Source organism: Azospirillum sp. B510, assembly GCF_000010725.1.
Lineage (GTDB): Bacteria > Pseudomonadota > Alphaproteobacteria > Azospirillales > Azospirillaceae > Azospirillum > Azospirillum lipoferum_B.
In genome coordinates, this window is record NC_013854.1 from 2,544,843 (window position 1) to 2,570,778 (window position 25,936).

Annotated in this window: 30 protein-coding genes; 24 read left to right on the forward strand and 6 right to left on the reverse strand. The window is 68.4% G+C overall.

Annotated elements, in window-relative coordinates; translation table 11 throughout:
• The first annotated feature begins 98 nt into the window (after window positions 1–98).
• Both pgeF and AZL_RS11895 read left to right on the forward strand, forming a co-directional pair.
• Window positions 99–866, forward strand: coding sequence for a peptidoglycan editing factor PgeF (gene pgeF / locus AZL_RS11890; RefSeq protein ID WP_012974799.1), 768 nt, complete (start codon window positions 99–101; stop codon window positions 864–866).
• A gap of 235 nt (window positions 867–1,101) precedes the next feature.
• Entirely contained in the window at window positions 1,102–2,037 is a 936-nt protein-coding gene (locus AZL_RS11895; RefSeq protein WP_012974800.1) for a ribose-phosphate pyrophosphokinase, read from the forward strand.
• An 80-nt stretch (window positions 2,038–2,117) separates the two neighbouring features.
• Here the strand turns inward: AZL_RS11895 and AZL_RS11900 are convergent, their stop codons facing one another.
• The gene (locus AZL_RS11900) at window positions 2,118–2,318 is read right to left on the reverse strand and encodes a helix-turn-helix domain-containing protein (protein ID WP_012974801.1); all 201 of its coding nucleotides are present in this window, start codon (window positions 2,316–2,318) and stop codon (window positions 2,118–2,120) included.
• 94 nt (window positions 2,319–2,412) lie between these two features.
• Here AZL_RS11900 and AZL_RS11905 point away from each other — a divergent pair, with 94 nt between their 5' ends.
• Together AZL_RS11905 and AZL_RS11910 are read left to right on the forward strand one after the other, a co-directional pair.
• Window positions 2,413–3,069 (forward strand): XRE family transcriptional regulator, encoded by a 657-nt coding sequence (locus AZL_RS11905; protein ID WP_148219298.1) that lies wholly within the window; start codon window positions 2,413–2,415, stop codon window positions 3,067–3,069.
• Window positions 3,070–3,247: 178 nt separating this feature from the next.
• A complete protein-coding gene (locus tag AZL_RS11910) occupies window positions 3,248–3,526 on the forward strand; it encodes a hypothetical protein (RefSeq protein WP_042443057.1) in 279 nt (92 codons plus the stop codon).
• A 20-nt stretch (window positions 3,527–3,546) separates the two neighbouring features.
• On the opposite strand, the gene AZL_RS11915 is transcribed toward AZL_RS11910, so the two are convergent.
• Complete coding sequence (locus AZL_RS11915) at window positions 3,547–3,936, reverse strand: carboxymuconolactone decarboxylase family protein (RefSeq protein WP_012974803.1); 390 nt, start codon at window positions 3,934–3,936, stop codon at window positions 3,547–3,549.
• Between the two features lie 306 nt (window positions 3,937–4,242).
• Between AZL_RS11915 and AZL_RS11920 the strand changes: the two genes are divergently transcribed.
• Together AZL_RS11920 and AZL_RS11925 are read left to right on the forward strand one after the other, a co-directional pair.
• Complete coding sequence (locus tag AZL_RS11920; protein WP_042443060.1) at window positions 4,243–5,031, forward strand: TorD/DmsD family molecular chaperone; 789 nt, start codon at window positions 4,243–4,245, stop codon at window positions 5,029–5,031.
• Window positions 5,032–5,215: 184 nt separating this feature from the next.
• Entirely contained in the window at window positions 5,216–7,354 is a 2,139-nt protein-coding gene (locus AZL_RS11925) for an ATP-binding protein (protein ID WP_148219299.1), read from the forward strand.
• A gap of 410 nt (window positions 7,355–7,764) precedes the next feature.
• Here AZL_RS11925 and AZL_RS11930 read toward each other — a convergent pair whose 3' ends face one another.
• Window positions 7,765–7,989 carry an SMc00767 family acetate metabolism repressor gene (locus AZL_RS11930; RefSeq protein ID WP_042443767.1) on the reverse strand — a complete coding sequence of 75 codons (225 nt, stop codon included), beginning with the start codon at window positions 7,987–7,989 and terminating at the stop codon, window positions 7,765–7,767.
• Between the two features lie 404 nt (window positions 7,990–8,393).
• Between AZL_RS11930 and AZL_RS11935 the strand changes: the two genes are divergently transcribed.
• On the forward strand, window positions 8,394–8,768 hold the full coding sequence (locus AZL_RS11935; protein WP_012974807.1) for a hypothetical protein: 375 nt from the start codon (window positions 8,394–8,396) through the stop codon (window positions 8,766–8,768).
• Between the two features lie 4 nt (window positions 8,769–8,772).
• On the opposite strand, the gene AZL_RS11940 is transcribed toward AZL_RS11935, so the two are convergent.
• Together AZL_RS11940 and AZL_RS11945 are read right to left on the reverse strand one after the other, a co-directional pair.
• Window positions 8,773–9,720 (reverse strand): ABC transporter ATP-binding protein, encoded by a 948-nt coding sequence (locus AZL_RS11940; RefSeq protein ID WP_012974808.1) that lies wholly within the window; start codon window positions 9,718–9,720, stop codon window positions 8,773–8,775.
• On the reverse strand, window positions 9,717–10,715 hold the full coding sequence (locus tag AZL_RS11945) for an HlyD family secretion protein (protein WP_012974809.1): 999 nt from the start codon (window positions 10,713–10,715) through the stop codon (window positions 9,717–9,719). Before AZL_RS11945 ends, AZL_RS11940 begins: the two co-directional genes overlap by 4 nt.
• A 429-nt stretch (window positions 10,716–11,144) precedes the next feature.
• Here AZL_RS11945 and nifA point away from each other — a divergent pair, with 429 nt between their 5' ends.
• The 13 genes from nifA to AZL_RS12010 all read left to right on the forward strand — a co-directional run bounded on the left by nifA (window position 11,145) and on the right by AZL_RS12010 (window position 22,040).
• Window positions 11,145–13,070, forward strand: coding sequence for a nif-specific transcriptional activator NifA (gene nifA / locus AZL_RS11950; protein WP_012974810.1), 1,926 nt, complete (start codon window positions 11,145–11,147; stop codon window positions 13,068–13,070).
• 103 nt (window positions 13,071–13,173) lie between these two features.
• On the forward strand, window positions 13,174–14,073 hold the full coding sequence (locus AZL_RS11955; RefSeq protein ID WP_247894199.1) for an adenylate/guanylate cyclase domain-containing protein: 900 nt from the start codon (window positions 13,174–13,176) through the stop codon (window positions 14,071–14,073).
• Between the two features lie 212 nt (window positions 14,074–14,285).
• Entirely contained in the window at window positions 14,286–15,851 is a 1,566-nt protein-coding gene (nifB, locus tag AZL_RS11960; RefSeq protein ID WP_012974812.1) for a nitrogenase cofactor biosynthesis protein NifB, read from the forward strand.
• A 44-nt stretch (window positions 15,852–15,895) separates the two neighbouring features.
• Complete coding sequence (locus AZL_RS11965) at window positions 15,896–16,087, forward strand: 4Fe-4S dicluster domain-containing protein (protein ID WP_012974813.1); 192 nt, start codon at window positions 15,896–15,898, stop codon at window positions 16,085–16,087.
• A gap of 49 nt (window positions 16,088–16,136) precedes the next feature.
• The gene (locus AZL_RS11970) at window positions 16,137–16,700 is read left to right on the forward strand and encodes a hypothetical protein (RefSeq protein WP_247894200.1); all 564 of its coding nucleotides are present in this window, start codon (window positions 16,137–16,139) and stop codon (window positions 16,698–16,700) included.
• The gene (locus tag AZL_RS11975; RefSeq protein WP_012974815.1) at window positions 16,697–17,509 is read left to right on the forward strand and encodes a 4Fe4S-binding leucine-rich repeat protein; all 813 of its coding nucleotides are present in this window, start codon (window positions 16,697–16,699) and stop codon (window positions 17,507–17,509) included. The genes AZL_RS11970 and AZL_RS11975 overlap by 4 nt, the downstream gene beginning before the upstream one ends.
• Window positions 17,510–17,539: 30 nt before the next feature.
• Window positions 17,540–17,860, forward strand: a complete 321-nt coding sequence (locus AZL_RS11980) for a nitrogen fixation protein NifZ (protein ID WP_012974816.1) — start codon at window positions 17,540–17,542, stop codon at window positions 17,858–17,860.
• Window positions 17,861–17,893: 33 nt separating this feature from the next.
• A complete protein-coding gene (locus tag AZL_RS11985; RefSeq protein WP_012974817.1) occupies window positions 17,894–18,199 on the forward strand; it encodes a nitrogen fixation protein NifZ in 306 nt (101 codons plus the stop codon).
• Window positions 18,200–18,214: 15 nt separating this feature from the next.
• Entirely contained in the window at window positions 18,215–19,366 is a 1,152-nt protein-coding gene (locus AZL_RS11990) for a cysteine desulfurase family protein (protein ID WP_012974818.1), read from the forward strand.
• Window positions 19,367–19,402: 36 nt separating this feature from the next.
• Window positions 19,403–19,612 (forward strand): putative nitrogen fixation protein NifT, encoded by a 210-nt coding sequence (gene nifT, locus AZL_RS11995; RefSeq protein ID WP_012974819.1) that lies wholly within the window; start codon window positions 19,403–19,405, stop codon window positions 19,610–19,612.
• Between the two features lie 5 nt (window positions 19,613–19,617).
• A complete protein-coding gene (locus AZL_RS12000; protein WP_012974820.1) occupies window positions 19,618–19,902 on the forward strand; it encodes a hypothetical protein in 285 nt (94 codons plus the stop codon).
• Window positions 19,903–21,129, forward strand: a complete 1,227-nt coding sequence (locus AZL_RS12005; protein WP_148219301.1) for a DegT/DnrJ/EryC1/StrS family aminotransferase — start codon at window positions 19,903–19,905, stop codon at window positions 21,127–21,129.
• 23 nt (window positions 21,130–21,152) lie between these two features.
• On the forward strand, window positions 21,153–22,040 hold the full coding sequence (locus tag AZL_RS12010) for an SIR2 family protein (protein ID WP_012974822.1): 888 nt from the start codon (window positions 21,153–21,155) through the stop codon (window positions 22,038–22,040).
• A 37-nt stretch (window positions 22,041–22,077) separates the two neighbouring features.
• On the opposite strand, the gene AZL_RS12015 is transcribed toward AZL_RS12010, so the two are convergent.
• Window positions 22,078–22,731 (reverse strand): DUF4337 domain-containing protein, encoded by a 654-nt coding sequence (locus tag AZL_RS12015; protein WP_052293663.1) that lies wholly within the window; start codon window positions 22,729–22,731, stop codon window positions 22,078–22,080.
• Window positions 22,732–22,907: 176 nt separating this feature from the next.
• Here AZL_RS12015 and AZL_RS12020 point away from each other — a divergent pair, with 176 nt between their 5' ends.
• The 4 genes from AZL_RS12020 (at window position 22,908) to AZL_RS12035 (ending at window position 25,907) form a co-directional block, all read left to right on the forward strand.
• Complete coding sequence (locus tag AZL_RS12020) at window positions 22,908–23,474, forward strand: septation protein A (protein WP_063828225.1); 567 nt, start codon at window positions 22,908–22,910, stop codon at window positions 23,472–23,474.
• A 119-nt stretch (window positions 23,475–23,593) separates the two neighbouring features.
• Window positions 23,594–23,890 carry a twin-arginine translocase TatA/TatE family subunit gene (locus tag AZL_RS12025; protein WP_012974825.1) on the forward strand — a complete coding sequence of 99 codons (297 nt, stop codon included), beginning with the start codon at window positions 23,594–23,596 and terminating at the stop codon, window positions 23,888–23,890.
• Between the two features lie 118 nt (window positions 23,891–24,008).
• Window positions 24,009–25,223, forward strand: a complete 1,215-nt coding sequence (locus tag AZL_RS12030; RefSeq protein ID WP_012974826.1) for an SPOR domain-containing protein — start codon at window positions 24,009–24,011, stop codon at window positions 25,221–25,223.
• Between the two features lie 279 nt (window positions 25,224–25,502).
• Complete coding sequence (locus AZL_RS12035; protein WP_012974827.1) at window positions 25,503–25,907, forward strand: response regulator transcription factor; 405 nt, start codon at window positions 25,503–25,505, stop codon at window positions 25,905–25,907.
• Window positions 25,908–25,936: the final 29 nt, after the last annotated feature.

The window sequence follows — 25,936 nt, forward strand, 5'->3', positions numbered from 1 at the left end:
CAAGAACAATCCCGGCGGACGGCGCTTCGCCCTCCTGCCTTGCCGGGCGCCCCCGGCCGGGCATGGGGGAGACCACAGAACAGGGAAGGACGGCGTTCGTGATCACACTCGGCGCGCTGAACGATATCACCCACATCCGCCACGCTTTTTTCACCCGCACCGGCGGGGTGTCCACCGGGCTCTACGCGTCGCTCAACTGCGGGCTTGGCTCCAACGACTCCACCGCGGCGGTGCATGAGAACCGCGCCCGCGCCGCGGCCCGGATGGAGGTGCCGCCCGGCAACCTCATCACCTGCTACCAGCACCACAGCCCGACCTGCGTGGTGGTCGAGGAGCCCTGGACGCCGGAGACGGCACCGAAGGCCGACGCCATGGCGACCCGGCAGCCCGGCATCGCGCTGGGCATCCTGACCGCCGACTGCGCGCCCGTCCTGTTCGCCGACAGCAAGGCGCGGGTGATCGGCGCCGCCCATGCCGGCTGGAAAGGAGCCAAAGGCGGCGTCATCGAGGCGACCGTCGCCCGCATGGTCGAGCTGGGGGCCAAGCCGAACCGGATCGTCGCCTGCATCGGCCCCTGCATCGCCCAGCGCTCCTACGAGGTCGGGCCGGAATTCCCCGCCCCCTTCGAGGAGGAGGATGCCCGCAACCGCGATTATTTCGCCCCCGCCCGCAAGCCCGGCCATTTCCTGTTCGATCTGGCCGCCTATGTCACCCGCCGGCTGGGCGATGCCGGCGTCAGCGTGATCCAGCGCTGCCCCAACGACACGGTGGCGGAGGAGGACCGCTTCTTCAGCTACCGCCGCTCCCGCCTGCGGGGAGAAGCGGATTACGGGCGCGGCCTTTCGGCCATCGTCCTGCAAAGCTGAGCCCGAGCGAGCGAGCGCTCGCTTTATCGATGGCCATGCCGGACGATGATCATGCCGGCCAATCGTCATGCCGCCCGCGCGGGGGCGGCATTCCCCAATGGGGAAAGGCCTGACCGTCATGGAACGTTTACACGGACCCGACCCTTTGTTATGGTCCGCCCCGTTTTCAAGGGGCGCCGGCGCGCAAGCGGCGAACGTGCCTTGAGCCGTTTCCCTGCAAAGAGAGCCGACCCCGATGAAGGTGCTTGCCGGCAACAGCAACCGTCCGCTGGCCGAGGCGATCTCCACCTGTCTCGGCGTGCCGCTGACGAAAGCGAGCGTGCGCCGTTTCTCCGACATGGAGGTGTTCGTCGAGATCCTGGAGAACGTGCGCGGCGAGGACGTGTTCGTCGTCCAGTCGACCTCGGCTCCGGCCAACGACAACCTGATGGAACTGCTGGTGACGATCGACGCCCTTCGGCGCGGATCGGCCCGGCGCATCACGGCGGTCATTCCCTATTACGGCTATGCCCGGCAGGATCGCAAGACCGGCCCGCGCACGCCGATCTCGGCCAAGCTGGTCGCCAACCTGATCACCCAGGCCGGCGCCAACCGGGTACTGACGATGGACCTGCATGCGGGTCAGATCCAGGGCTTCTTCGACATCCCCACCGACAACCTGATGGCCGCCCCGGTCTTCGAGAAGGACATCCGCCAGTCCTTCGAGAGGATCGACGAGGTGACCATCGTGTCGCCGGACGTCGGCGGCGTGGTGCGCGCCCGCGCGCTGGCCAAGCGGCTGGATGCCGATCTCGCCATCATCGACAAGCGTCGCGAGCGCGCCGGCGTGTCGGAGGTGATGAACATCATCGGCGACGCCAACGGCCGACGCTGCATCCTGCTGGACGACATCGTCGATTCGGGCGGTACCCTGTGCAATGCCGCCGTCGCGCTGATGGAGGCCGGCGCCAAGTCGGTCCACGCCTTCTGCACCCATGGCGTGCTGTCCGGCGGTGCGGTCGCCCGCGTCGCCGTGTCGCCGCTGGAGCAGCTTGTCACCACCGACAGCATCCAGGCGACCGAGGCGGTGCGCGTGTCCCGCAACATCCGCCAGTTGACCATCGCCCCGCTGCTCGCCGAAGCCATCATGCGCATCAGCGAGGAACGTTCGGTGTCGAGCCTGTTCGCGTAACGGCGGCAGCTTCCCGGAAAAAAGGCCCTTTCCCGATGGGAAGGGCCTTTTTGCTGGCCGCGCTTTGTCGAGCATGCCCCCTACCTCTGCGCCGGCAGCCCGTGGAAGTCATTGGCCGTCACCTGCCCGCCGGTGGCGGCGGCGATACGCGCCATCACGGCCGGGCGGGGAACCCGGCGGCCATGCCGGTAACGGTTGACCGTGGCCTGGCTCGTCCCGATCAGGGCGGCGAAGGCCTCTTCCTTGGTTGCGGTCCGGGCGAGCCAGTCATCGAGCGTCATACCGCAATGGTTTAAACCGAAAGGGCTTGTGCGCGCAACCGGATTTATTCCGGAACAATGGACTTTCCAAAGCCGTTTTGGTATGAACGGGTCCATGACCACCATGCGCGAACTGCGGCAGGCCGCCGGACTGAGCCAGGAGAAGCTGGCCGATCTGGCCGGCACCTCCCAGCCACAGATCAACAAGCTGGAGACCGGCCAGCGCAAGATGACCGTCGATTGGGCGGTCAAGCTCGCGGGCCCTCTGGGCATTGAACCGGCGGTTCTGCTTGGCCTCGACGTGCCGGCGGCCCCGGCTCCCACGCGCCCCGCCCGGCCGGCGCTGCCGCCACTGCTCCGCACGACCCCGGCCCAGCAGGCTCAGGCCGCCGCATCGATGCCGGTCCGCGCGGCGGCACGCGGTGGCGGCGACCAGGAAATGTTCCTGGAGGATGGTCCGATCGACTGGATCGCCCGTCCCGACTACCTGAAGAACGCCCGCGATCCCTACGCCATGTATGTGGTCGGCGAATCGATGATGCCGCGCTTCCGCCCGGCCCAGCTTCTGCACGTCAACCCGCACAAGCCGCCGGCGCCGGGAGCCGGGGTGGTGGTGGTCAAGCGCAACAAGGCGGTTCTGGTGAAGGAGTTCGTGCGCCGCGCCAGCGACTCCGTGATCCTGCGGGAATACCGGCCGGCCGAGCGTGAATTCTCCGTGGCGCTCGAAGAGCTCGACACGCTCCACACCGTGGTCGGGTTGCAGGAGCCCTGACTCCAGCTTTGTGATTTTCCGTGCGATTCACGCTTCGGACAATTCCGTCCGAAGCGATCGCATCCCATACCGTTTCGGCATCGGTTTTGTGTGGCTAGGATAATCCAAAATGGACTATTCCTTGTTCAGCGGACGACCGGATGGTCCCGGCTTCCGCGGACGACCAAGGAGGCACGCCATGCACCAGCCCTACCCCCGCTTCCACCCCGGCCCGTCGGCCGGCCGCCTGGACAGCTTCAGCGAGCGCGGCGCCCGCGAGCTGGCCCGCCGCATCCGCACCGCCTGGGCCAGGATCGGCTGGGACGTCGAGGTGCGGGTGGAACGCATCTCCAGCGAGGAGTTGGACGACGGCCGCAGCCTGGCGCATTTCACCGTCCGCAGCGATCTGGTCAACGGCCTGCCGCATCGTCGCCTGGAGGAAAAAAAGCAGGCGCCGCCGCTGCGACGCGCCGCCTGACCAGGATCACGTCAGCCGCATCACTTCAGCCGCTCGTCCAGTTCGACCTGATAGCCGACGGCCAGCCGGTTGGTCTCGTTCGCCATGCCCACCACCGCCATCAGTTCGCCGAACTGCGCGTCGGTCATGCCCAGCCGGCGCGCCGCCGCCTCGTGCGAGCGGATGCAGTATTGGCAATTGTTGGTCACGCTGACCGCGACGAAGACCATCTCCTTCACCAGCGGGTCGAGGGCGCCGGGCGCCATCACCTCCTTCAGGCTTTCCCAGGTCCGCGCCAGGGTCGGCGGGTGGTGAGCGATCATCTTCCAGAAGTTATTGACGTCGGGAACGCCGCGCGTCGTCTTGATGTCGTCATAGACGGCCGACACCTCGGATGCGGCATCGGCCTGCTCGATCGGGGGAAGCGGCATGGCGGCGACTCCTGTCTTGAAGGGGATAGGGCCATAAGGCCGGACATCTTGTCGCAAGGCAACCTCCGGCCTATGCCCCTCCCCGATCGATCGGCCACATTGACCACCACGCGCCCCTCTGGTAGTAGAACCCCGCAGCGGATCGCGCAAACGTTCCAGCGGGAAGCCTTCCGGAACGCCGCGTTGCGGAGAGTTCTCCAGAAGACCGACAGCATTCGTGCAGCGTTCCCATGCGGCCCGGTTCCGGCAACTGTCCGATCCGGTCCGAATGCCGGGAGGAACAGCGTGGAGAGCACGGTTCCAGAGATGGACTTGCCACCGTCCCATCAGGACGGATCCTTCATCACGGACACCCCCGCACCGGGCTCCACCGAGCCGGACCTGGCCGGAACCATCCAGGGCGTGCGCCTCCTCGCGGAGTTCCATTCGGCTGAACCCACCCCGGCATTGCTGGAGAGACTGCGCCGCACCCCCGCCGGACGGGGTCCGCTGGCGCTCGACCGTGACGATGCCCTGCAGGCCGCCGCCCTGGTGGACGAGGTGGTGAGCGACCTGCCGGAACGGATCACCCGCCGCTGTCTTGCGCCGTTCGTCGCCGATTTCAGCGCCATCCACCGCACCGGCGCTTTGCGCGCCTGCCCGACCGAAGGGCCTTGGCTGGAGGAGAAGGCCCGGGCCGACGCCTCCGCCTCCCTGCTGCGCTGGCGCAGCGGGCTGGAGGCGGAGTTGGATGCCCCACCCTTGCACCTGCTGCCCAACGACCATATCGCCGTGGAACTGATGCTGCTCGCCGCCCTGCTCGACCGGGGCCGCAACAGCGACGCCGTCCGCTTCCTCGACCGTCATCTGCTGCGTTGGGCTCCCGATTTCTGTAGCAGTGTCGCCACGCGCTGCCGGGAGCCCTTCTTCGCCGGCATCGCCATCCTGACGAACGCCCTCATAGACAACCTGCGGGACCAGCTTGGTGCGGCCTGCGGATTGCCGCGTCCGGTCGACGATGGCTGCGATTGTGGTTCCGGCGGGGGCTCCGACGCCCGTCGCCGCAGGCGCTGGACCGAAGGCCGCTTCCCCCGCGCCTGCGCCTGCGATCCGTGAGGCCTCAATGGCGCGGCGCCGATCGTCCCCTCGACCGGCCGCCCCCAGCCTGCCCCCTGCATAGTCCTTACGCCATGTGGTCGCCGACCCTGCCACAAAGTCGGAGTTGCCCGAGCTCGAATGCTTCCGCCATGGTGCCACACATGGTGCCGTACACGGCCCTTCTCCTCCGCGACGTTTGCTGATGCCTTTCCGCAGCCTCGATGGCCGGATCGACCGCAAGGGGGCTCTGCGCCTCCTGCGTTTGCTGCTGGCCGTGTCGGTCGCCCTGCCCCTTGTGCTGTTCGCCGGCATGGGGTGGCGCGAGCGGTGGGAGGCGCAGGATGAAGCCGAACGGAACAGCCGCAAGAACGCGCTGATCCTGCACGAGCATATGCTGAAGGTGTTCGACACCATGGCCCAGGCTCTGGACCGGGTGGATGAACGCATCCAGGGTCTCGGCTGGCGCGAGATCGCCGAATCGGAGACGCTGCACCGCTACCTGAAGAGGCTGGATGGCGAGTTGGAACAGATCGGCGCCATCGGGCTGACCGATCCGGACGGAATCGTCCGCAATTCCAACCTGTTCTTCCCCGCCCACAACAGCTATGTCGGCGACCGGCCGGACTTCCGCGAACAGCGGCGGCGCGAATCCGGTCTGCTGATCGCCGGTCCGCTCGCCGATCCGGCCACCGGCAAGCCCAGCTTCGGCATCAGCCGGCGCCGCACAGGTCCAGGCGACAGCTTCGACGGCATGATCGCCACCATCGTCAATCCCGACTATTTCGCGAATTTCTACCGGCAGGTCAGCGGCGGCCAGGGGGAGTCCGTCGCCTTGATCCGCGATGACGGCGCGATGCTGATGCGCTTTCCAGCCCTGGATCCGGAGCGGCCGAACCTGACGCTGCCCACCCTGCCGGCCGACCGCGGCCTGCGGGCCGAAATCACCCGCCAGCCCGACGAGGGGGTCTTCCGCACCGCCAACAGCCATGTGCAGGGGCTGGACCGCGTTTTCGCCTACAAACGGGTCGGCGCCTTCCCGGTCTATGTCGTCTATGGGCTGGACCAGGCGCAGGTCACCCGCTCCTGGTGGCGGAACATGGCGTTGGACGCCGCCTTCGTCGCGCCGGCGACATTGGCGCTGGCTCTGCTCGCCTGGCTGGCCTACGGCCGCGCCGCGTCGGAAAGAGCAGTGATCCAGCGCTGGGCGGACGAGGTGCGCAATCGCGAGAGGCTGGAGGAGGCGCTGCGCCAGAGCCAGAAGATGGAGGCGCTTGGCCAGTTGACCGGCGGCGTGGCGCATGACTTCAACAATCTGCTGACCGCCGCGCTGGCCAACCTGCATCTGCTCGGCCGGCATCTGCCGGCCGACGGGCAGCGCTTCCTGGCCGGGGCGCGTGGCGCGCTGGAACGGGCGGAGAAGCTGACCCGGCAACTGTTATCCTTCTCCCGCCAGGACGCCGTCAACCCGACCGTGGTCGATCTCGGCGACAGCCTGCGCCGGATGGCCGATCTGCTGGAACGCTCCATCCGCGCCGACATCGCCCTGGATTGGGACATCGCCCCGGCACCGATGGCGGTCGCCGTCGATCCGGTCCAGTTGGAAATGGCGGTGTTGAACCTTGTGCTGAACGCCCGCGACGCCATGCCAGGGGGCGGCCGCATCCGCATCGCCGCCGCGCCCGGGCCGGAACCCCGCAGCGCCCGCATCGAGGTTTCCGACACCGGCGCCGGCATGCGACCCGACGTGATCGCCCGCGCCTTCGACCCCTTCTTCACCACCAAGGGTGTGGGCAAGGGAACCGGGCTCGGCCTGTCGATGGTCTATGGCTTCGCCCGCCAGTCCGGGGGCGGCGCCGCCATCGACAGCCGGCCTGGGGAGGGCACCCGCGTCCGCATCGACCTGCCGCTGAGCGACGAGCCGCCGGCCGAACCGCCCGCCTCCCCGGCGGAACCGGCGGCGGACCTCCGCCCGCTGCGCATCCTGGTGGTCGAGGACAACCCGCTGGTGCGGATGGCGATGGTCGAAGGCTTGACCGAGGACGGGTTCACCGTCGAGACCGCCGAGGACGGCGTCTCGGCGCTGGCCCTGCTGGAGACCGACCGCGCGTTCGATCTGGTGGTGTCGGACGTCGTCATGCCCGGCGGGGTTTCCGGCATCGACCTTGCCCGGCACATCCGCGGGCATTGGCCGCACTTGCGCGTACTGCTCGCCTCCGGCTACAGCCCGGAGTCGCTGGCCACCATGGGGGCCGATACCGCGTCGGTGCTGGCGAAGCCCTTCACCCCCGACCAGTTGGCGGCACGCATCCGCTCGCTGGCGCGGGCGAGCTCGGCCCCATAGGCGGTGACAGCCCCGCCAGGCGGCGCGATCAGGTCAGGGCGCTGACGAACATCGGCGCCCACAGCGCCATGCACCACAGCAGGCCAAGGCACAAACCGCGGGTCAGATCATCGAAGGTGGGCTGCTCCAGACGGTTCAGCGCCCACATCGCATTCAGCTCTCCCGGAGTCGGTGCCCGGTCGTCGCATTTGGATGGGGAGGTTGCGGCTGCGCGCCGGTCGGGGTCGCATGACGGCATGGCGGGGGCCTCGCATCGATGGCGTGATGTCCAAGGAGTTTGTGGCCGCCACCGCCGCCGGCCACCCTGTCTTCGGTCTGCACCGGAATTTTGTCGGCATACGAAAAAGGCCGCATCCGTCCTGCGGATGCGGCCCTTTCGCCAAGCGTCCGGCCGGTGCGGCCGGAAACGGTCACTTGCCGGGGCGGATCACCGGGGTGAGCTGGTCGCCCCAGTTGCCGGTCTCGTTGTGATAGCGGGCGGTGCGCATCAGCTCGACCGTCACGCCGGCCTCGACCGCCTTGACGACGGCGTCGTTCAGGCGATGCAGGTTGTTGGCGACGATGCGGATGGCGCTTTCCTGCTCCGGCGTCAGTTCCGACCGGTCATCCGGCGGCGCGTCCTTGAAACCCGACATGCGTTGTTCCTTCCCCTGGATTGGGACCGCCCGGGCGGGACCGGCCGCGGTCCAGAACTTGGTCATGCTCTTGACCGGCCTCGTCAGCCGGTTTCCATCATGTAGCACATTGTGTGCGCCGCGACAAAGATCGTGACGCGTCAAGCGATTGCGACCATCGACCTGTTGCAACCGGCTTGACAGGGCCGGCTTGACAGGGCCGGCTTGCGATGGCCGACCCGGCGACGACCCGGACAGGTCGAAAGCGCGGCGCGGTGTCGAAGGCGCCCGTGCCGGGTCTTATTCTTGCAAACGAAAGAAATAATGCTTCAGGGTCGTAATCAAATATTGGGGTAACTCCACAGTTGACGCCTTTCGATTGCAATGCGCAGATTTCACCACGAAGCAATTTGCCCCTCACGGAGATGATCTTGAAGAACGTCGCCACCAAGGCCCTTCTGGTCGCGTCCTCGCTGTTCCTGATGCAGGGCGCGGCGCTCGCCGGGCAGCAGGACTTCACCATCGTGAACAAGACCGGCTATCCGCTCAAGCACATCTACGTTTCCGAGAACAACAACAACAGCTGGGACGAGGATATTCTCGGCCGTGACGTTCTGAACGACGGCGAGTATTTCGAGGTCGCCTTCGGCAAGGCCGACAAGACCTGCAAGTGGGACATGAAGGTCGTTTATGACGACGGCGAATCGGCCGTCTGGCAGGGCCTGAACCTGTGCCAGATCTCCAAGCTGACGCTCAAGTGGAACAAGAACACCGGCGTCACCTCGGCCCAGAGCGAGTAAGTCCTCAGCGGAAATTGTCGGTGCTGCGGTTCATCAGATGGATGAAGACGTCTTCCAGCGTCGGATCCGTCGCGGTGATCCGCAGCACCGGCTGTCCGTCCCAAGGAGCGAGCGCCCGGTCCAGAGCGACGGCGTCGATGCCGCTGACATGCAGGCGGCTGCCGAAGACCGCGACCATCTCGACCCCCTGCCGCCCCTCCAGCGCCGCAGCGATGCGGTGCAGGCCCTCACCCGTGACAAGGCGGGTGTGCAGACCTGAAGCGGCGATGACCTGATCGACCGTTCCATGGGTCATCAGCGTCCCATAGGCGATGTAGGCGATGCGGTGGCAGCGTTCCGCCTCGTCCATGTAATGGGTGCTGACCAGAACCGTCAGTCCCTCGCCGGCCAGCCGGTGGATCTCGTCCCAGAATTCGCGCCGCGCCTTGGGGTCGACACCCGCCGTCGGCTCGTCGAGCAACAGCAGCTTGGGCTCATGCAGGATGCAGGCGGCCAGCGCCAGACGCTGCTTCCAACCGCCCGACAACTCCCCCGCCAACTGCGACCGCCGCTTGGACAGCCCCAGCCGGTCCAGCGCCTCGGCCACCCGCCGCCGCCGGTCGGGCAGGCCATACATGCGGGCGACGAAATCCAGATTCTCGGCGATGCTCAGATCCTCCCAGAAGCTGAACTTCTGGGTCATGTAGCCGACCTGCCGCTTGATCGCGTCGCTCTGCCGCCGGATGTCGAGGCCGAGACAGGTGCCCTCCCCGGCATCGGGAGTCAGCAGGCCGCACAACAGGCGGATGGTGGTGGTCTTGCCCGACCCGTTGGGTCCGAGGAAACCATAGATTTCACCGGCCTCCACCCGGATCGACACATCATCGACCACGGTCTTGCCGCCGAAGCGCTTGACCAGCCCCCGCACGTCGATGGCAGGCCCGCCGGCGGCGGGAACCCGGTCCATCGTCATCGTCCGCGCTCCGCCGGCACGGCGTCCGCCGGCGGAATGGCCGGTGGCCAGGCATCCACCGGCACCCCTGGATTCAGCGGCCGGTCGGGAAGCGCCTCCACCCGGAAGACCAGCTTTTCCCGGCTGCCGACGCTGTAGATCACCGGCGGCGTATATTCGGCCTGCGAGGCGATGCGCGTGACCCGTGCCGACAATCCGGACGGACAGCCGTCACAGCGCACCGACAGGGCAGTTCCCGGCGCCAAGCCGGCAATGGCGGTTTCCGGCACGAACAGCACCAGCTTCACCCGCTCCGGCGGCAGAAGCGACACGACGGGGGAACCGGCCGGCACCCATTCGCCGGGATTGTAGAGCGTGTCGTCCACCAGGGCCGCAACGGGAGCGACGGGCGCCAGATCGGCCAGCCGGCGCTCCGCCTGGACCAGCGCCGCGTCGGCCTGCGCGACCGCCTCGTCGGCGGCCCGCAGTTGGTCCGGACGGGCCGGCAGGGCCGCGACCGACAGTTGCGCCTCGGCCTCCGCCATCTGGCCACGGTCGCGCTCGAAGGCGGCGCGGGCCTGATCGAGCTTGTCGGGTGAAGAGACCCTGCGCTCCACCAGTTCCCGCTGCCGGCTCAGTTCCGCGGTGGAATAGCGCAACGCCGCCTCCGCCCGCGCCTTCTGCGCCATCAGCACCGCGACCTCCTCCGCCCGCTTGCCGGTGGCGAGGTCGGCGCGCTGGGCCCGCGCCTGGGCCGCCGCCGCGGCGAGCCGGTCGCGCTCCGCCCGGGCGGTGGCCCGGTCGACGGCGAACAAGGGCGCACCGGCCGCGACACGGCCGCCACGGACGACCGACAGGCTTTCCAGCATGCCGGCGCCGGGAGCGGCGATGCGCAGATACTCCCCCTCGACATAGCCATGGGCGAGCGGCGGCGGCCCGCCGGCCGTGACGGGTAGACCGACCGCCAGCGCCAGCGCCGCCAGCCCGGTCAGGATGCCGTCGACAAAGCCGCTCATGGCCCCGCCCGGTCGGGGTCACAAGGCGAAGGTGCGACGAAATGGCGCATGCGGGGATCAGAGGAACATGAGGGCAAGGCGTACCGCCTCTTCGCGACTGGCTGATCCGTTATAGACGTGGATTGGCTTTCCCCCAACGGCCAAGACCATTGTGCGGCGCAGCGAAATCCATGCGAAAGCTCTTGCCTTTCCGCGAGCAGTCGCCGAGACTTTTGATCGGCCGGCGGCGTACGAACGGACTCGCCGCCGCGCCCGGCCCGGCCAACGGGCTCCAAATACAGGGCATGAACAGGGCGGCCGGACCAACGGCCGCGACGGTACGGGGGAGGTACGGATCAAGGCGCTGACGCCGGGACCCGTTGATGCGTAGTGCCGGGACCAAGCCGTCCGGCATATGCCCGGGTCCCCAGCCGAGCGAGGGGATCGATCATGCCGAGTGCTGCCCATTCCGCGTCATCCTCCAGCCTTGAGCTGCTGACGATCTACGAGGTCAGCAAGATCCTGGGCTCGTCGCTGGATCTGGAACAGACCCTGCGCGAGGTCCTGCGGGCGCTGTCCTACCAGTTGCAGATGCACCGGGGCCGAGTTTACCTGCAAGGCGAGGATGGGGCGCTGCGGCTCGTCGCCGCGCAGGGGCTGCCGAAGGGGTCGCCGGCGCAGGAGATCGACTACAACCAGGGCGAAGGCATCAGCGGCCGCATCCTGAAGACCGGCATGCCGGCGGTCGTCCCCAATCTGGCCGAGGAACCGCTGTTCAACAACCGCTCGGGCGGGCGTGATGATCTGGACGAGCAGGTGGCCTCGCTGGTCGGCGTGCCGATCAAGGCGGCCGGCGCGGTGATCGGCGTGCTGACCATCGACCGCATCTCCGACGACGGCCCGAGAGGCCATTTCGGCTCCGACGTCCGCTTCCTGACCATGGTCGCCAACCTGATCGGCCAGACCGTGCGCCTGCACCGGACGGTGGCGGAGGAGCGGCGCTTCATGATGCGCGAGACCTTCCGCGTCCAGAAGGAGCTGCGGCCGGTGGTGGCCCCGGTCAACGACGTGGTCTGCACCAGCCCCAACATGGTCGATGTGCTGGCCCAGGTGCACCGGGTGGCGCCCTTCAAGTCCACCGTGCTGATCCGCGGCGAGAGCGGCACCGGCAAGGAGCTGATCGCGCGGGCCATCCACAACCTGTCGCCGCGCAAGGACGCCCCCTTCATCCGGGTCAACTGCGCCGCCCTGCCCGAATCGCTGCTGGAATCGGAATTGTTCGGGCACGAGAAGGGCTCCTTCACCGGCGCCCAGAAGGATCACAAGGGCCGCTTCGAGCTGGCGTCCGGCGGCACGCTGTTCCTGGACGAGATCGGCGACATCTCCTCCAACTTCCAGGCCAAGCTGCTGCGCGTGCTTCAGGAGCAGGAGTTCGAACGGGTCGGCGGGTCGAAGACGATCAAGACCGACGTGCGGCTGATCTGCGCCACCAACCTCAATCTGGAGGAGGCGGTCGGCCACGGCAAATTCCGCGCCGACCTGTATTTCCGCATCAACGTGGTGACGATCCACCTGCCGCCGCTGCGCGAGCGGCGCGGCGACATCGCCATGCTGGCCAAGCATTTCGTCACCAAGTTCGGCCGCGACAACGGCCTGAACCTGGACATCGACCATGACGCGCTGGAGGTGCTGAACCGCTGCACCTGGCCCGGCAATGTGCGCGAGCTGGAGAACTGCATCGAGCGCGCGGCGACCCAGTGCCGCAACGGCACCATCCGCGTGCCCGACCTGTCCTGTAGTATGAATCTCTGCAATTCCTCCGTGCTGTTCCAGTACCGCAACATGGGGGCCGCCGTCGGCGGGCTGGCCCCGTCGATGAGCGGCACCGCGATCAATCCGGCGCAGCCGGGCCCAACGCCGGCGCGCCCGCAGTTGCCCACCATTCCGCCAGCCATGCCCGTCCCGGCCAATGGCGCCGCCGGGGGAACGGTCGACGGAACCTTCAACGGAACCGCCAACGGAACCCCCGGCGGTGCACAGTGGCCCGCCTGCGCGTCCGGCTGCGGCGCCGGGCCGCTGCCGGTCTGCGGCGCCTCGAAACCGCTGCCACCCTCGGCGATCGTTCCGCTGCCCGCCCCACAGCCCACCACGGTCGCCACCCCGGCCGTCCCCTCGGCACCGGCGCCACAGCCCGTCGCCGCCGGCCCCGACCTGCCGCTGGACGAGCCGGAGTCGGGTCCGCTGCGCGACCGCCTCGTCTGGGCGATGGAGCGGACCGGCTGGGTCCAGGCCAAGGCCGCCCGCCTGCTGGGAATGACGACCCGTCAGGTGAGCTACGCGCTCCGCAAGTACAACATCGAGATCAAGAGGTTCTGAGGATATCGGCGGATACCCTCCGCCGTCGCGCGCCGCCGGACTTTCATGCTACCTTACCGGGCCTTCGGTTCGATGGCGTTCCCCGGTCGAACGGATTTGCGTCTTGCCTTCGCTTGAAAAGCCCCTCGCTCTGCTGTTCGTCGACATCGCCGACAGCACGATGCTGTACGAGCGCATCGGCAACGCCACCGCGGCGGCGCTGACGCAACGGGTGCTGGCCCATCTGCGGCGTCTGGTGATGGACCATCACGGCGGTGTCATCAAAAGCCTGGGCGACGGTCTGCTGGCGGCCTTCCCGGCCTGTGACGACAGCGTCCGCACCGCCTGCGCCATGATGGGCATCCAGGGCGAGCACGGGCTGGGGCTGCGCATCGGCATCCATTTCGGCGCGGTGATCGAAGGGATCGGCGACCTGTATGGCGACGCCTGCAACGTGGCGGCGCGGGTGCAGCAGATCGCCCGGCCGGACGAGATCCTGGCGACCCAGGCGCTGGTGGATGGCCTGTCGCCCGACCTGCGCGCCCGGACCAAGCCGTTGAGCAACGTCACCATGAAGGGCAAGGCGGCACCGATCCGCGTCCACCAGATCCGGGTCGGCGACGACGGGGGCGACGACGCCATCGACAGCACCACGCTCGGCTTTTCCCTACCGACCGGGACTGGTGGCGTGATGGTGACGCTGCACCTCTCCTATCGCGGGCAGCACATCACGCTGAGCCGGGCGCTGCCCCGTGTCACCATCGGTCGCGAGGACAGCAGCGGCCTGCGCATCGCCTCGCGCCAGACCTCGCGCCAGCATGCGGTGATCGACTTCACCCGTGAAAGCTTCCTTTTGACCGATCATTCCACCAACGGCACCTTCATCCGCAGCGGCGGGTCGCCGCCGGTGGTGCTGCGCCGCGATTCGACCAAGCTGGTCGGCGACGGCCTGATCGGCTTCGGAGCGGAGGCGCTGGACGAGAGCCAGGACCATGTCGTCGCCTTCCGCGGCGAGCTGGCCTGAGCGGCCGACATCACCGGCCGTTTGTCGGCACCCCGACAAAGCCCCCTGCCCCCGCCTCCCCCGCACCGTCCATTGTCACAATGACGACAGCGTCCGCGATGCCGACAATCCTCCGCAAGCCATTGTAAATACGTCATTCCTTCATCTGGCCCCGAACTTGCTTTTCATCCCTTCATCCAACGGTGTCGTCGGGAACGGCAGGGAAGGAGTGGATGATGGGCAACGTGGTATCGCTCGACAGCATCTTCGGGCTTGGGGAACTCGCCCCGCCCGCCGTGATGCCGGCAGCACCCGAGGCGGCGTCCGGCTGTTCGTCGTCGTCCTGCGGATCGTCGGATGGTCCGGCCGACATGGACCCGGCGGTGTGGGAGAAGGTGAAGAACCATCCCTGCTATTCGGAAGAGGCGCATCATTATTTCGCCCGCATGCATGTCGCGGTCGCGCCGGCCTGCAACATCCAATGCAACTACTGCAACCGCAAATATGATTGCTCGAACGAGAGCCGGCCGGGCGTGGTCTCCGAAAAGCTGACCCCCGACCAGGCGCTCAAGAAAATCCTCGCCGTCGCCCAGGAAATTCCGCAACTGTCGGTGATCGGCATCGCCGGCCCCGGCGACAGTCTGGCGGCCGCCGGCAAGAACACCTTCGCCACCTTCGAAATGTTGCAGAAGAAGGCGCCGGACCTGAAGCTTTGCCTGTCCACCAACGGCCTGGCCCTGCCCGACCATGTGGACACCATCGCCCAATACAATATCGACCACGTCACCATCACCATCAACATGGTCGATCCCGAGGTCGGCGCGCGGATCTATCCCTGGATCTTCTACAAGCACAAACGCTGGACCGGGCTGGACGCCGCCAAGATCCTCCATGAACAGCAGATGCTGGGGCTGGAGATGCTGACCTCGCGCGGCATCCTGGTGAAGGTGAACTCCGTCATGATCCCGGGGGTCAACGACGAGCACCTGCTGGAGGTGAACAAGGCGGTGAAGAGCTGCGGCGCCTTCCTGCACAACATCATGCCGCTGATCTCTGACCCCGCCCATGGAACCTATTTCGGCCTGAACGGCCAGCGCGGCCCGACCGCGCAGGAGCTGAAGCTGGTGCAGGACGCCTGCGAGGGCGGAGCCAAGCTGATGCGCCATTGCCGCCAATGCCGCGCCGACGCCGTCGGCCTGCTGGGCGAGGATCGCGGCGAGGAGTTCACCGCCGACAAGATCGAGGCGATGGGCTTCGTCGAGTATGACGACGAAGCCCGCCGCAGCTACCGCGACCATGTCGAGGCCGAACGCGCCGGCCGGCATGCCTCCAAGGCCGCCGCCCAAGCCGATGTGCGCGACAGCGTCGGCGCCGGTGTCGATCCGATCCTGATCGCCGTCGCCACCAAGGGCGGCGAGCGCATCAACGAGCATTTCGGCCACGCCAAGGAATTCCAGATCTACGAGGTCGGCCCGGACGGCGCCAAGTTCGTCGGCCATCGCCGCGTCGACCAGTATTGCGAAGGCGGCTCCGGCGACATCGACACGCTGGACGGCGTGCTGGCGGCGATCAACGACTGCACCGCCGTGTTCGTCGCCAAGATCGGCGGCTGCCCGTCCAAGTCGCTGGCCGATGCCGGGATCGAACCGGTCGACCGCTTCGCCTTCGACTACATCGAGGAATCGGCGCTGGCCTACTTCAAGGACTACGCCGAGCGGCTCGGCCAGGGCGTCGTCCAGTCCCGCGCCGGCCAGGACGCGGTGATCCGCACCGGGGCGCTGACCGCGCGCCGCGCCTGACCCCTTTTCCCCTCCACAGCCATCCCACACCGAAGGAGAGAGCCATGGCCTACAAGATCAAGTCCGCCGAATGCACCGTCTGCGGCGCCTGCGAGGCCGAGTGCCCGAACATCGCCATCAGCCTGAAGAAGGGCACCTACGTCATCGACCCGGCCAAATGCACCGAATGCAAGGGGCACTTCGACAGCCCGCAATGCGCCGCCGTCTGCCCGGCCGACTGCTGCGTCCCGGCATGATGTGAATGCTCCCTGGTATCCCCCCTCTCCCGCAGTGGAGAGGGGGAAGATGTCGGATGAAGGCTTGACCCAGGAGCACCGCGCCATGCTGGACGAGGTGGATGAGGACTGGCTCGCCCGCCGCTATTACGGCGGGGATCTTCCGCCCGAGGCGGAACGCTGCCTGCATCTGGCCGCCGCCAGCCATGCCGACAGCGCGGCGGCCCTCGCCCATCTCGCCCGCGCGGCGGAAATCGCCCCTGGCCATCGCCTCGTCGATCTCGGCCATTACAAATTCCACTTCTACAAGGCCAACCTCGATCAGGCGCTGGTCTATGGCGAGCGCATGCTCGGCCACGCCATGGCCGCCATCGGTGTCAATCACACCGACTGGCGCGCCGTGACCCCGGCCACCGCCGATTTCCGCGGGCTGGAGCCGGCGCCCCGCCTGTTCCTGTTCGCCCTGGTCGCCATCGGCTATCTGCTGCTGCGCACCGGAAATCTCGAGGCCGGACGCGAGGCGCTCGCCAAGGTCCACAGCTTCGACCCCGACGACCGTTTCGGCGCCGCCCGCCTGATCGCCGTCGCCGACCGCCGCGCCCATGAGGACGAGTTCGAGGAGGCCGGCGCATGAGCGACGACATCGTCGAAGCCCTGGACTGGTGCGGTGAACCGGTGGATTGCTCCGCCTGCGCCCATCAGGACCGCCGGCTCGACCAGGATGCCGCCGCCCCTCCCCCCGGCGGCACTCTGCCCGGCCAGTGCCTGCCGCTGAAGGCCTGCGTCCAGGACCGTTACGCCAAGCGCATCCAGCGCTTCTTCGAATGGAACCCGGATCTCGCCGCCGGTCATCTCGACCATCCCTATTTCGAGGTGCGGGCGAATGCCGCGCGCTTCGCCCCGATCTTCCAGCTTCCCCGCCTTATGGCCGACCCGGACGAGACGGTCCGCTCCGTCCTGGCCCGGCGGCTGCCGCGCCGGCTGCTGCTGAAGCTGCGCGACGACCCCGACCGCGAGGTGCGGATCGCCGTCGCCAGCCGGCTGGAGGATGCCGACCTCGCCCCGCTGATGCGCGACGCCGACTGTTCGGTGCGGCTGCGCGTGGTGCGGCGGATTCCCGACGGCATGCTGCCGGCGATGATGCATGACGAGGATCCGGAGGTGCGGGTGGAGGTCGCCCGCCGCCTCGCGATGGATTGGCTGCCCAGCCTCGCCTGGGACGACAGCCCGCGGGTGCGGCTGGTGGTGGCGCAACGGCTGCCGACGTCGAAGCTGCATGTCCTGGTGCCGGATCCCGACTGGATGGTCCGCCTCGCCGTCGCCGGGCGGATCGACTGCGGTCAGCTCGGCCCGTTGCTCGACGATCCGGAAGAGGAGGTGCGCGCCGTCGCCCGCCAGCGCGCCGCCGGCCTCACGATCGCCAACGACCTTCCACCCCTGTAGCGGCCCCTCGATGGACGGAGCACCAAGGCCATGACACAGACAGCCGCCCCCTACCGCCGCGAACGCGCCCGCAGCGCCGAGGACGCCAACGAGCTGGTCGGCCCGCCGGTGCTGGAGCAGGGCTTCAAGGTCAAGGCGCTGCGCGACGTGCGCAATGACGGGACCTATCCCGGCCGCCCGGTCGGCGATTTCCTGATCCGCGAGGGCGATGTCGGCTATGTCATCTCCGTCGGGACCTATCTTCAGATGTACTACATCTATGCCGTTGATTTTTATGAGAAACGGGTGGTCGTCGGCATGCGTGCGCGCGAGCTGCGAGTGGTCGACGCCCATTGCAACGACCCTCAATAACCAGCTGATCCCCCACCGATAAGGAGCCTCGCGATGTCCGACGTCGAAGCCGCCGCCAAGCCCGGTTTCATCCCGCCGCGCGAACCGCTGTATGACTGGGGCCTGCGGGTCACGGTGCGGGAGGATCTGTTCAACGACGGCAGCCATCCGCAGGTGCCGGACGGCGCGCTGCTGGCGCCCAGGGGTACGCCCGGCACCATCGTCCGCGTCGGCCGCACCGAGGAGGGCAATCTGCCGGTCTATCTGGTGGAGTTCCCCGGCGGCACCGTCGTCGGCTGCCTGGAGGAGGAGATCGCCCCGGCCGACGGCTCGCGGCGCGGCGTGCCCGGAATGATGTGATTGGGGGGTGATGCGATGACCATCTATCTCGACAACAACGCCACCACCGCCCTGGCCGCGGAAGTGCGCGAGGCGATGCTGCCGCTTCTGTTCGGGGAGTTCGCCAACCCGTCCAGCCCGCATTCCGCCGGCATGGCCGCCCGCCGCGCGGTGGGCGAGGCCAAGGCCCAGGTCGCCGCCTTGATCGGCGCCAAGCCGGCCGATCTGGTGATGACCGGCAGCGCCACCGAAGCGACCCACGCCGCCATCCTGGGCGCCCTGCGCGTGATCGAGGAGACCGACCACCGCCGCGACCATATCGTCACCACGGCGGTGGAGCATCCGGCGACGCTGGCCCTGTTCGACGATCTGCGCCAGCGCGGCTGGCGCGTCTCCATCCTGCCGGTGAACCGCGACGGCCTGCCCTCGCTGGTCGATCTGGCGGCGGAGGTGGCGGAGGACACCGCCCTGGTCTCCATGATGTGGGCCAACAACGAGACCGGCGTGCTGATGCCGGTGGAGGGAGCGTCGGCGATCGCCCATGCCCATGGCGCGCTGTTCCACAGCGACGCGGTGCAGGCGGCGGGCCGGGTGCCGGTCGATTGCGGCATCGCCGATTACCTGACGCTGTCCGCCCACAAGATGCATGGACCGAAGGGCATCGGCGCGCTCTATCTCCGCAAGGGCGCCCCCTTCCACCCCCTGATCCACGGCCATCAGGAACGCCGCCGCCGTGGCGGGACGGAAAATGTTCCGGGCATCGTCGGCTTCGGCGCCGCAGCCTCGCTGGCATCGCTGTGGCTCGACGAGGCCGACCTGACCGCCTTCCTGCGCGACCGGCTGGAACAGGGCATCCTCGCCCGCTGGCCCGGCGCGGTGGTGAATGGCGGCGGTGCCCCCCGGCTGCCCAACACCAGCAACATCCGCTTCGCCGACAGCCGGGGACATCCGGTCGATGCGGAGGAACTGCTGATGCGGCTGGACCGCGCCGGCATCGCCGTGTCGATGGGGGCGGCCTGCTCCTCCGGCGGCAACGAGCCGAGCCATGTGCTGACCGCCATGGGGCTGACCGGCGCCCAGGCTTCGGCCAGCCTGCGTTTCTCGCTGAGCCGCTACACCACCGCGGCGGAGGTGGACGCCGTCCTGTCGGAGCTGCCGGCCCTGCACGCCCGGCTGGTCGCCGCCTAAAAAATACAATCAAAACAAAAGGATGGAGTGTCAGCGATGAAGGTGATGATCCGCAAGGCGTCCGAGCGATACACGATCTACGTCGCCAAGAAGGACCTGGAGGAGCCCATCGTCGAGATGGAACATCCGGGCCTGTGGGGCGGCTGGGTCAAGGTCGCCAATGGCTGGACGCTCGACCTGCCGGAAATGCCGGCGGACACCCGCCTGCCGATCACCGTCGAAGCGAAGAAACGCGGAACGGAGTGACGCCCATGCCCCTGTCGCCCGAACGCATCGACGGCATCGCCACGCTCGCCGGCCGGCTGTTCGCCGGCGGCGGCGGGCTCGACGCCGTGGTCCGCGCTGTCCGCGAGGCCAACCCGGACCTGAAGACCGTCACCGGCGCCATGGCCGCGGTGATGGCCGAGGATCCCTTCCGGGAGGAGGCGGGTTTCGACCTGCATCTGGTCGACGGCAACAACCACTGCTGGCTCATCACCGACAAGCCGGAACTTGCCACCGGCGTCGTGATCGCCCAACGGGACGAGGACGAATGAATGAGCGAGGCCGCCGCGGTTCTGCATCAGCCCTCCCCCGCCGATGAGGAGGAGATCGACGACTATATCCCCCTGACCGACCCCGACCTGTCCGCCGCCGAGGTCGAGATGCTGGGCCGGCTGCTGTCCTCCGGCTCCTTGAGCGACGGGCGGATGGTGCGGGCGTTCGAGGACGCCTTCGCCGCCTATGTCGGGCGCGAGCATGCGGTGGCGGTCTCCAGCGGCACGATGGCGACGCTGCTGATGCTGAAGGGCGCCGGCATCGGCGAGGGGGACGAGGTGCTGTGCAGCCCCTTCGGCTGGCATCAGGTCCAGCATGCGGTGGCGCTGTCCGGCGCCACGCCGGTGCTGGTCGACATCGATTACTGGCAGCACACCATCAATCCGGAGAAGGCGGCGGCGCTGGTCACGCCGAAGACGAAGGCGATCCTGGCCGCCAACGTCAACGGCCACCCGGCCCATTGGGACGAGCTGCGCGCCCTGGCCGACGCCGAGGGACTGATCCTGCTGGAGGATTCGACGGAGGCCATCGGCTCCACCTACAAGGGACGGATGGTCGGCACCTTCGGCGACGCCGCGGTCTTCGATTTCTCCGAACCCGGCGTGCTGCTGGCCGGCGAGGGCGGCATGATCGTCACCGACGACCGCGACCTCGCCCACCGGCTGCGCTACATGCGCCGGCGCGAGACCGCGCACCGCAACACCGTGGTCATCACCCGCACCCTGCCCTGGCAGGCGGGGATGAGCGACCTGAACGCGGCGCTCGCCCTGGTGCAGTTGAAACGCCTGCCGGAAATCCTGACCCGCCGCAACCTGGTCATCGCCTATTACGACGCGGCGATGGCGAGCTTCGAGGGGATCAAGCCGCCCTATCGCGGGCCGGGGGCCGAGGTCGTCAACCCGATGGTCTATTGCGTCCATCTCGGCACCCGCTTCAGCGCGTCGGGGCGACGGTCGATCATCGAGGATCTGGACACCCACGACATCGACGCCAGCGACTACGGCCAGCCGCTGCACACCCAGCAATATTACATCGAGGCGCTCGGCGAGGCCCTGGGCGAACGGCGGGCCGGGCGCGGCAGCTGCCCGGTCTGCACCAAGACGGCGGACCGCGTGCTGGCCCTGCCGCTGCACCGCAAGATCACCCGCGATCAGGTCGCCTTCATCGTCGAAACGCTGAAGGACGCCAGCGTCAACACCGGCGCCGGCGCCGCGATCTATCTGTGAAGCCCCGAAGGGAAGAGGCCCCCATGACCGTCACCACACTCGCACCCGAGTCCGACTCCGTCACGGTGACGGACGCCGCCGCGGCATTGGCCGACATCGCCACGGCGCTGGCGGCCCGGCAGGTGGTGCCCTATCTCGGCCCCGGCGCCTTCGACCTGCTGCCGCCCGACCAGTGCCCGATCCCGCGCAACTCGGCGGAGCTGGTACAGCGCCTGAACGCCAAGGTCGCCGCCCCCGGCCGCATCCGCGCCAACCTGACTGCCGTCGCCCAGTTCATCGAGACCCGCAAGCACCGCAAGACGCTGGAGATCCTCCTCAACGAGATCTTCCGGCAGACGGTGCCGCCGACCCCGGCGCATGCCCTGCTGGCGGCGATCCCGGCTCCGCCGCTGTTGGTCGATGTCTGGTACGACGCCGTACTGGACGGCCTGCTGAGCGCCGACGCCGGCCGGAGCTGGGGCCAGATCCAGGGGGTGTCGCACCCGCAATCGACCGGCGAATGGGTGCGCTACTACGCCCCCGACGGCAGCGAGGCGACGGCGGAGGCGGCGGCCGCCTGGGACAGCGTGCTGTACAAACCGTCTGGCGCGGTGACGCCGGCCGGAAACTATCTGATCTCCGACAGCGACTATGTCGAGATCCTGACGGAGATCGACATCCAGACCCCGATCCCCGCCATCGTCCAGGAGCGCCGCGCCGGCCGCCATTTCCTGTTCCTGGGCTGCCGCTTCGACCATGAGATCCAGCGCACCTTCGCCCGGCAGATCGCCAAGCGCTCCTCCGGCAGCCATTGGGCGGTGATCCCCGGCGAGTTGTCGAAGAACGAGGCGCGCTTCCTGGCGCTGCACGGGATCAGGCGGATCGACATGCCGCTGGACCAGGCGGTGGAGGAACTGCGGGCGCGGGTGTGAGGGGGGCCTGACGCCGACAGGCTCCCGGTTGCGGTCCTCAGAGGAAGGGCAGCGGCAGGATCAGGGTGAAACCGTCCGCCGCCATCAGCACGCCGGCCGCCGCCAGCCCGCGGCTGACCCACAGGATGAAGCCCTTGTTGGTGATGGCGAAGACCGACGCCAGCACGATGGCGAGCTGGAGCATGCCCTCGGCGAAGTCGAAATAGGGATCCTGCGCCGCAGCATGGTCGCGCCGCAGCTCCGCCGCCTTGGCCTTGGCCAGCAGATCCTTGCGGCTGTTCTTGCCCTCGTCGGACTCCATGCGGTCGGCCATCAGGCGGTATTCGGCGGAGCGCTGCACCGCCTTGGCCTGCGCCTCGGGCGGCATGCCGGCCGACAGCAGCTCGATCTCGTCGGCGGCGACCCGCAGGCTGATCTGGCGCTGGGTCTTGGCCTGGTAATAGGCGAAGCTGTCCGACGCCTCGATGGCGCTGGCCATCAGCTCCTTGCCGGCGTTGGAACCGGCGACGCTGACGATGGCGAGCACCGCCGCCAGAACGGAGATGTAGATGGCGGTCGAGGTCTTCAGCCCGATCCCGCCCTCCTCGCCATCGGGATGTTGGGCATGCTCGGATCCATGCCGGGCCTTGTGCTTGGCCCGCTCGCGCTCGTGGGTTTCGTCGATCAGGTCCTTGACCTCGGCCGCGTCCATGCTTCGCTCATCCTCCGCTCTACCCTCCGCCGAAGGGCGGATGACGGAAGAGGTAGCGAAACACGCGGCGTTGGAAAAGCCCCCCATAGGTCCAAAGCGGCGCTGCGCGCCCGAATGTCCCGCATGCCGACATTCGCCCCTTTCAAGGGCGCCCGGTTCGGGCTATGTCAGGGAGCATGAACCAGTTCGCACGTCTGGCGATCGAGGCTGGCCCGCTCGCCGCCTTCTTCGTCGCCAATTCGCAGGCCGGCATCATGACCGGCACCGCGGTCTTCATGGTCGCCATCACCATCGCGCTGGCGGTGTCCTGGCGGCTGGAGCGCCGGATCCCGATCATGCCGGTGGTCGGCGCCGGCTTCGTGCTGCTGTTCGGCGGCCTGACCCTGTGGTTGCAGGACGACCTGTTCATCAAGATCAAGCCGACCCTGGTGAACCTGCTCTTCGCCGTCGTGCTGTTCGTCGCCCACGCGACGCGGCGCAATGTGATGAAGCGCCTGCTGGGCACGGTGCTGAACCTGTCGGAGGACGGGTGGCGCACGCTGAGCATCCGCTGGGCCTGGTTCTTCCTGCTGCTGGCGGTGCTGAACGAGCTGGTGTGGCGGAATGTCTCCACCGACATGTGGGTCAACTTCAAGGTGTTCGGCATCATGCCGCTGACCCTGGTCTTCAGCGCCTTCCAGGCCCCCCTGATCATGCGCCATCAGGTGCCGGAGGAGCCGGCGCGGAGCGGCCCGGCCGCCTGAAGGCGGTGGCTTTGTCACAGCCCTCCGACCGCGCCCACTTGTGCGGCGCGGAAGAGGCACTCACATTGGTGGCGGCCGCGACGTCGTCCGCTCCGACCGAATCTCAGAGGTATTGATCGATGGGCAGTTTCAGCATCTGGCACTGGTTGATCGTTCTGGTCATCGTGCTTCTCCTGTTCGGCGCCGGCAAGCTGCCCAGTGTGATGGGCGACATCGCCAAGGGCGTGAAGGCGTTCAAGGCCGGCCTGAAGGACGAGGAGGCGGCCCAAGCGCCACCCCAGGCTCCGGCCCAGACCGCGGCCCAGCCCTCCCCTGCCGCGATCGACCCGGCGCCGACCCAGCCCGTCGCGGCTCAGTCCACCCCGGCCCACCCCACCGCCCAGCCGGGCGACCCGGCCAAGCCCACCCAGGGCTGACCTTCCTTCCCTTGCGCCGCCCGCCGGCCGGATGTGACCCGCATGGCGGTTTGATGGGGCGGCGAAATACGATAAGGAGAAGGGGCTTTCCGCGTCCGGTCCGTTTCCCGCGGTCCCGGTGACCGGAAGGCCCCTTTTCCGCATCCAGCCGGCCCGCATGACGGGCAAGCGCAGGTCGATCGTGACGCTCCAGCCACCGCCCCGGCGGGTCCCCTCCCTGACGACACCGACATCCAAGGACGAGATGAAGGCCAACGGCTCATCCCCCGAGACTCCGCCGCCGGAGAACGAGGACATCGCCAAGCTGCTTCGCGCCTTGAACGAGGATCTGCGGGCGGACCCGCAGGATGACGACGCGGAGTATGAGGAGGAGGAGCCGGCGAGAAGCGGCCTGCCGCTTGGCAAGATCGCGCTCGCCCTGCTGGCCGCCGGCGGCATCGCCGTCGCCGTGGTGTATTTCGGATCGGGTGACTCCGCCCCGGTGACCACCGCCTCCAACGGCGCCGCCAACAGCGCGGCACCGATGGTGCCGGCGCCGGCCATCACCCGCGCCCCCTCCGCTTCGGCGCCCGCCAATCAGGCGGCGACCCCGGCTCCCGCCACCGGGAGCCTGCCGGCGCCGGTCACCACGTCGCCGGCCACCACCTCCGGGACCGCCGCGTCACAGCCGGTTCAAACCTCACCGTCCACGGCCCCCCCGGCGCCGCCGCCTCCGGTCGCCGCCGTGCCGCCAAGCCCGCCGCCGGTCCTGAAGATGCCGGAACCGCCGGCCGTGCCGGCAACCGCCCCCGCCGCGGCACCCAAGCCGCGCGTCACCGCCCAGCCCGAAAGCGGCGCTTCCGCCGGAGCGGCCGTTCAGAAGCCGGAGGCCCCCAAGGCCGAAGCCGCCAAGCCGGAACAGCCGACAACGGGCACGGCGGCGGACACCGGATCGCTGCAAGCGATGCTGGCCCCGCCCAAGGACGCCGCCCGGGAGACCGCCAAACGCCCGCCCGCCACGACACCCCCGGCCGCCTCCGGCACCGGCGAGTCGAAGCCCGCCGCGAAGGCCGCCACTTCGACGCCGGCCCCGGCGCCGTCGGCCCCGGCGCCGGCCGGACGCTATACCGTGCAGGTCGGCAGCTTCTCGGTGACGGCGAACGCCGATTCGCTGCTGCAACGGTTGCAGGGCAACGGTTTCCAGGCCTACACGGTGGATTGGACGGACGGTTCCAACCGGTCCTGGCGCGCCGTGCGCGTCGGCGGTTTCACCGATGCGGCCGCGGCCAAGCGCGAAGCGGAGCAATTGAAATCCAAGATGGGTCTCAGCCCCGTCGTCGTGACCACGCGCTGACCGCCGCGGGACCGGCGCCGGCATAGGGCCGGTCCCGATCCCTGCGACATCGTGTCATCCGAACGAAAGCCCGGCGGCGACATTTGGTCGCGGCCGGGCTTTTTCTTTCGGCCCATACCCCCATTCTTTGGTCGGGGGAGCCGGGAGTGCCGCTTGATCCCCGCTTCTCTTTGCTCGTAGCATGGACATTCCAGGGCACGGACGCATCGGCAGACGCATTGCCCAGGCCACGAATTTGGGAAGCCGGCACCAGACCGGCGCACCGGAGGACGCCCCGCCATGAAGCCGACCATCCTGGTTGTCGACGACGAGCCCAGCATCGTCCTGTCGCTTCAGGTCCTCATGCAGCGCGCCGGCTTCGACGTGCGCATCGCCCGCGACGGGGACGAGGCGCTGCGCTCGGTGGAGACATTCACGCCCGACCTGATCCTGCTGGACGCGATGATGCCGAAGCGCGACGGCTTCGACGTCTGCCAGACGCTGCGGACCAACCCGGCCTGGAAGACGCTGCCGATCATCATGCTGACGGCCCGCAGCCGCGACGTCGAACGGCAGAAGGGGCTGGCGCTGGGGGCCACCGACTACATCACCAAGCCCTTCTCGACCCGCGACCTGCTGGCGACCGTCCGCCGCCATCTGGGCCTGACGGCTGCGGCCGGCATCGCCGAGCCGGCCGCGTCATGAGCGTTCCCGCCCCAGGCGCCCTCCCTCGG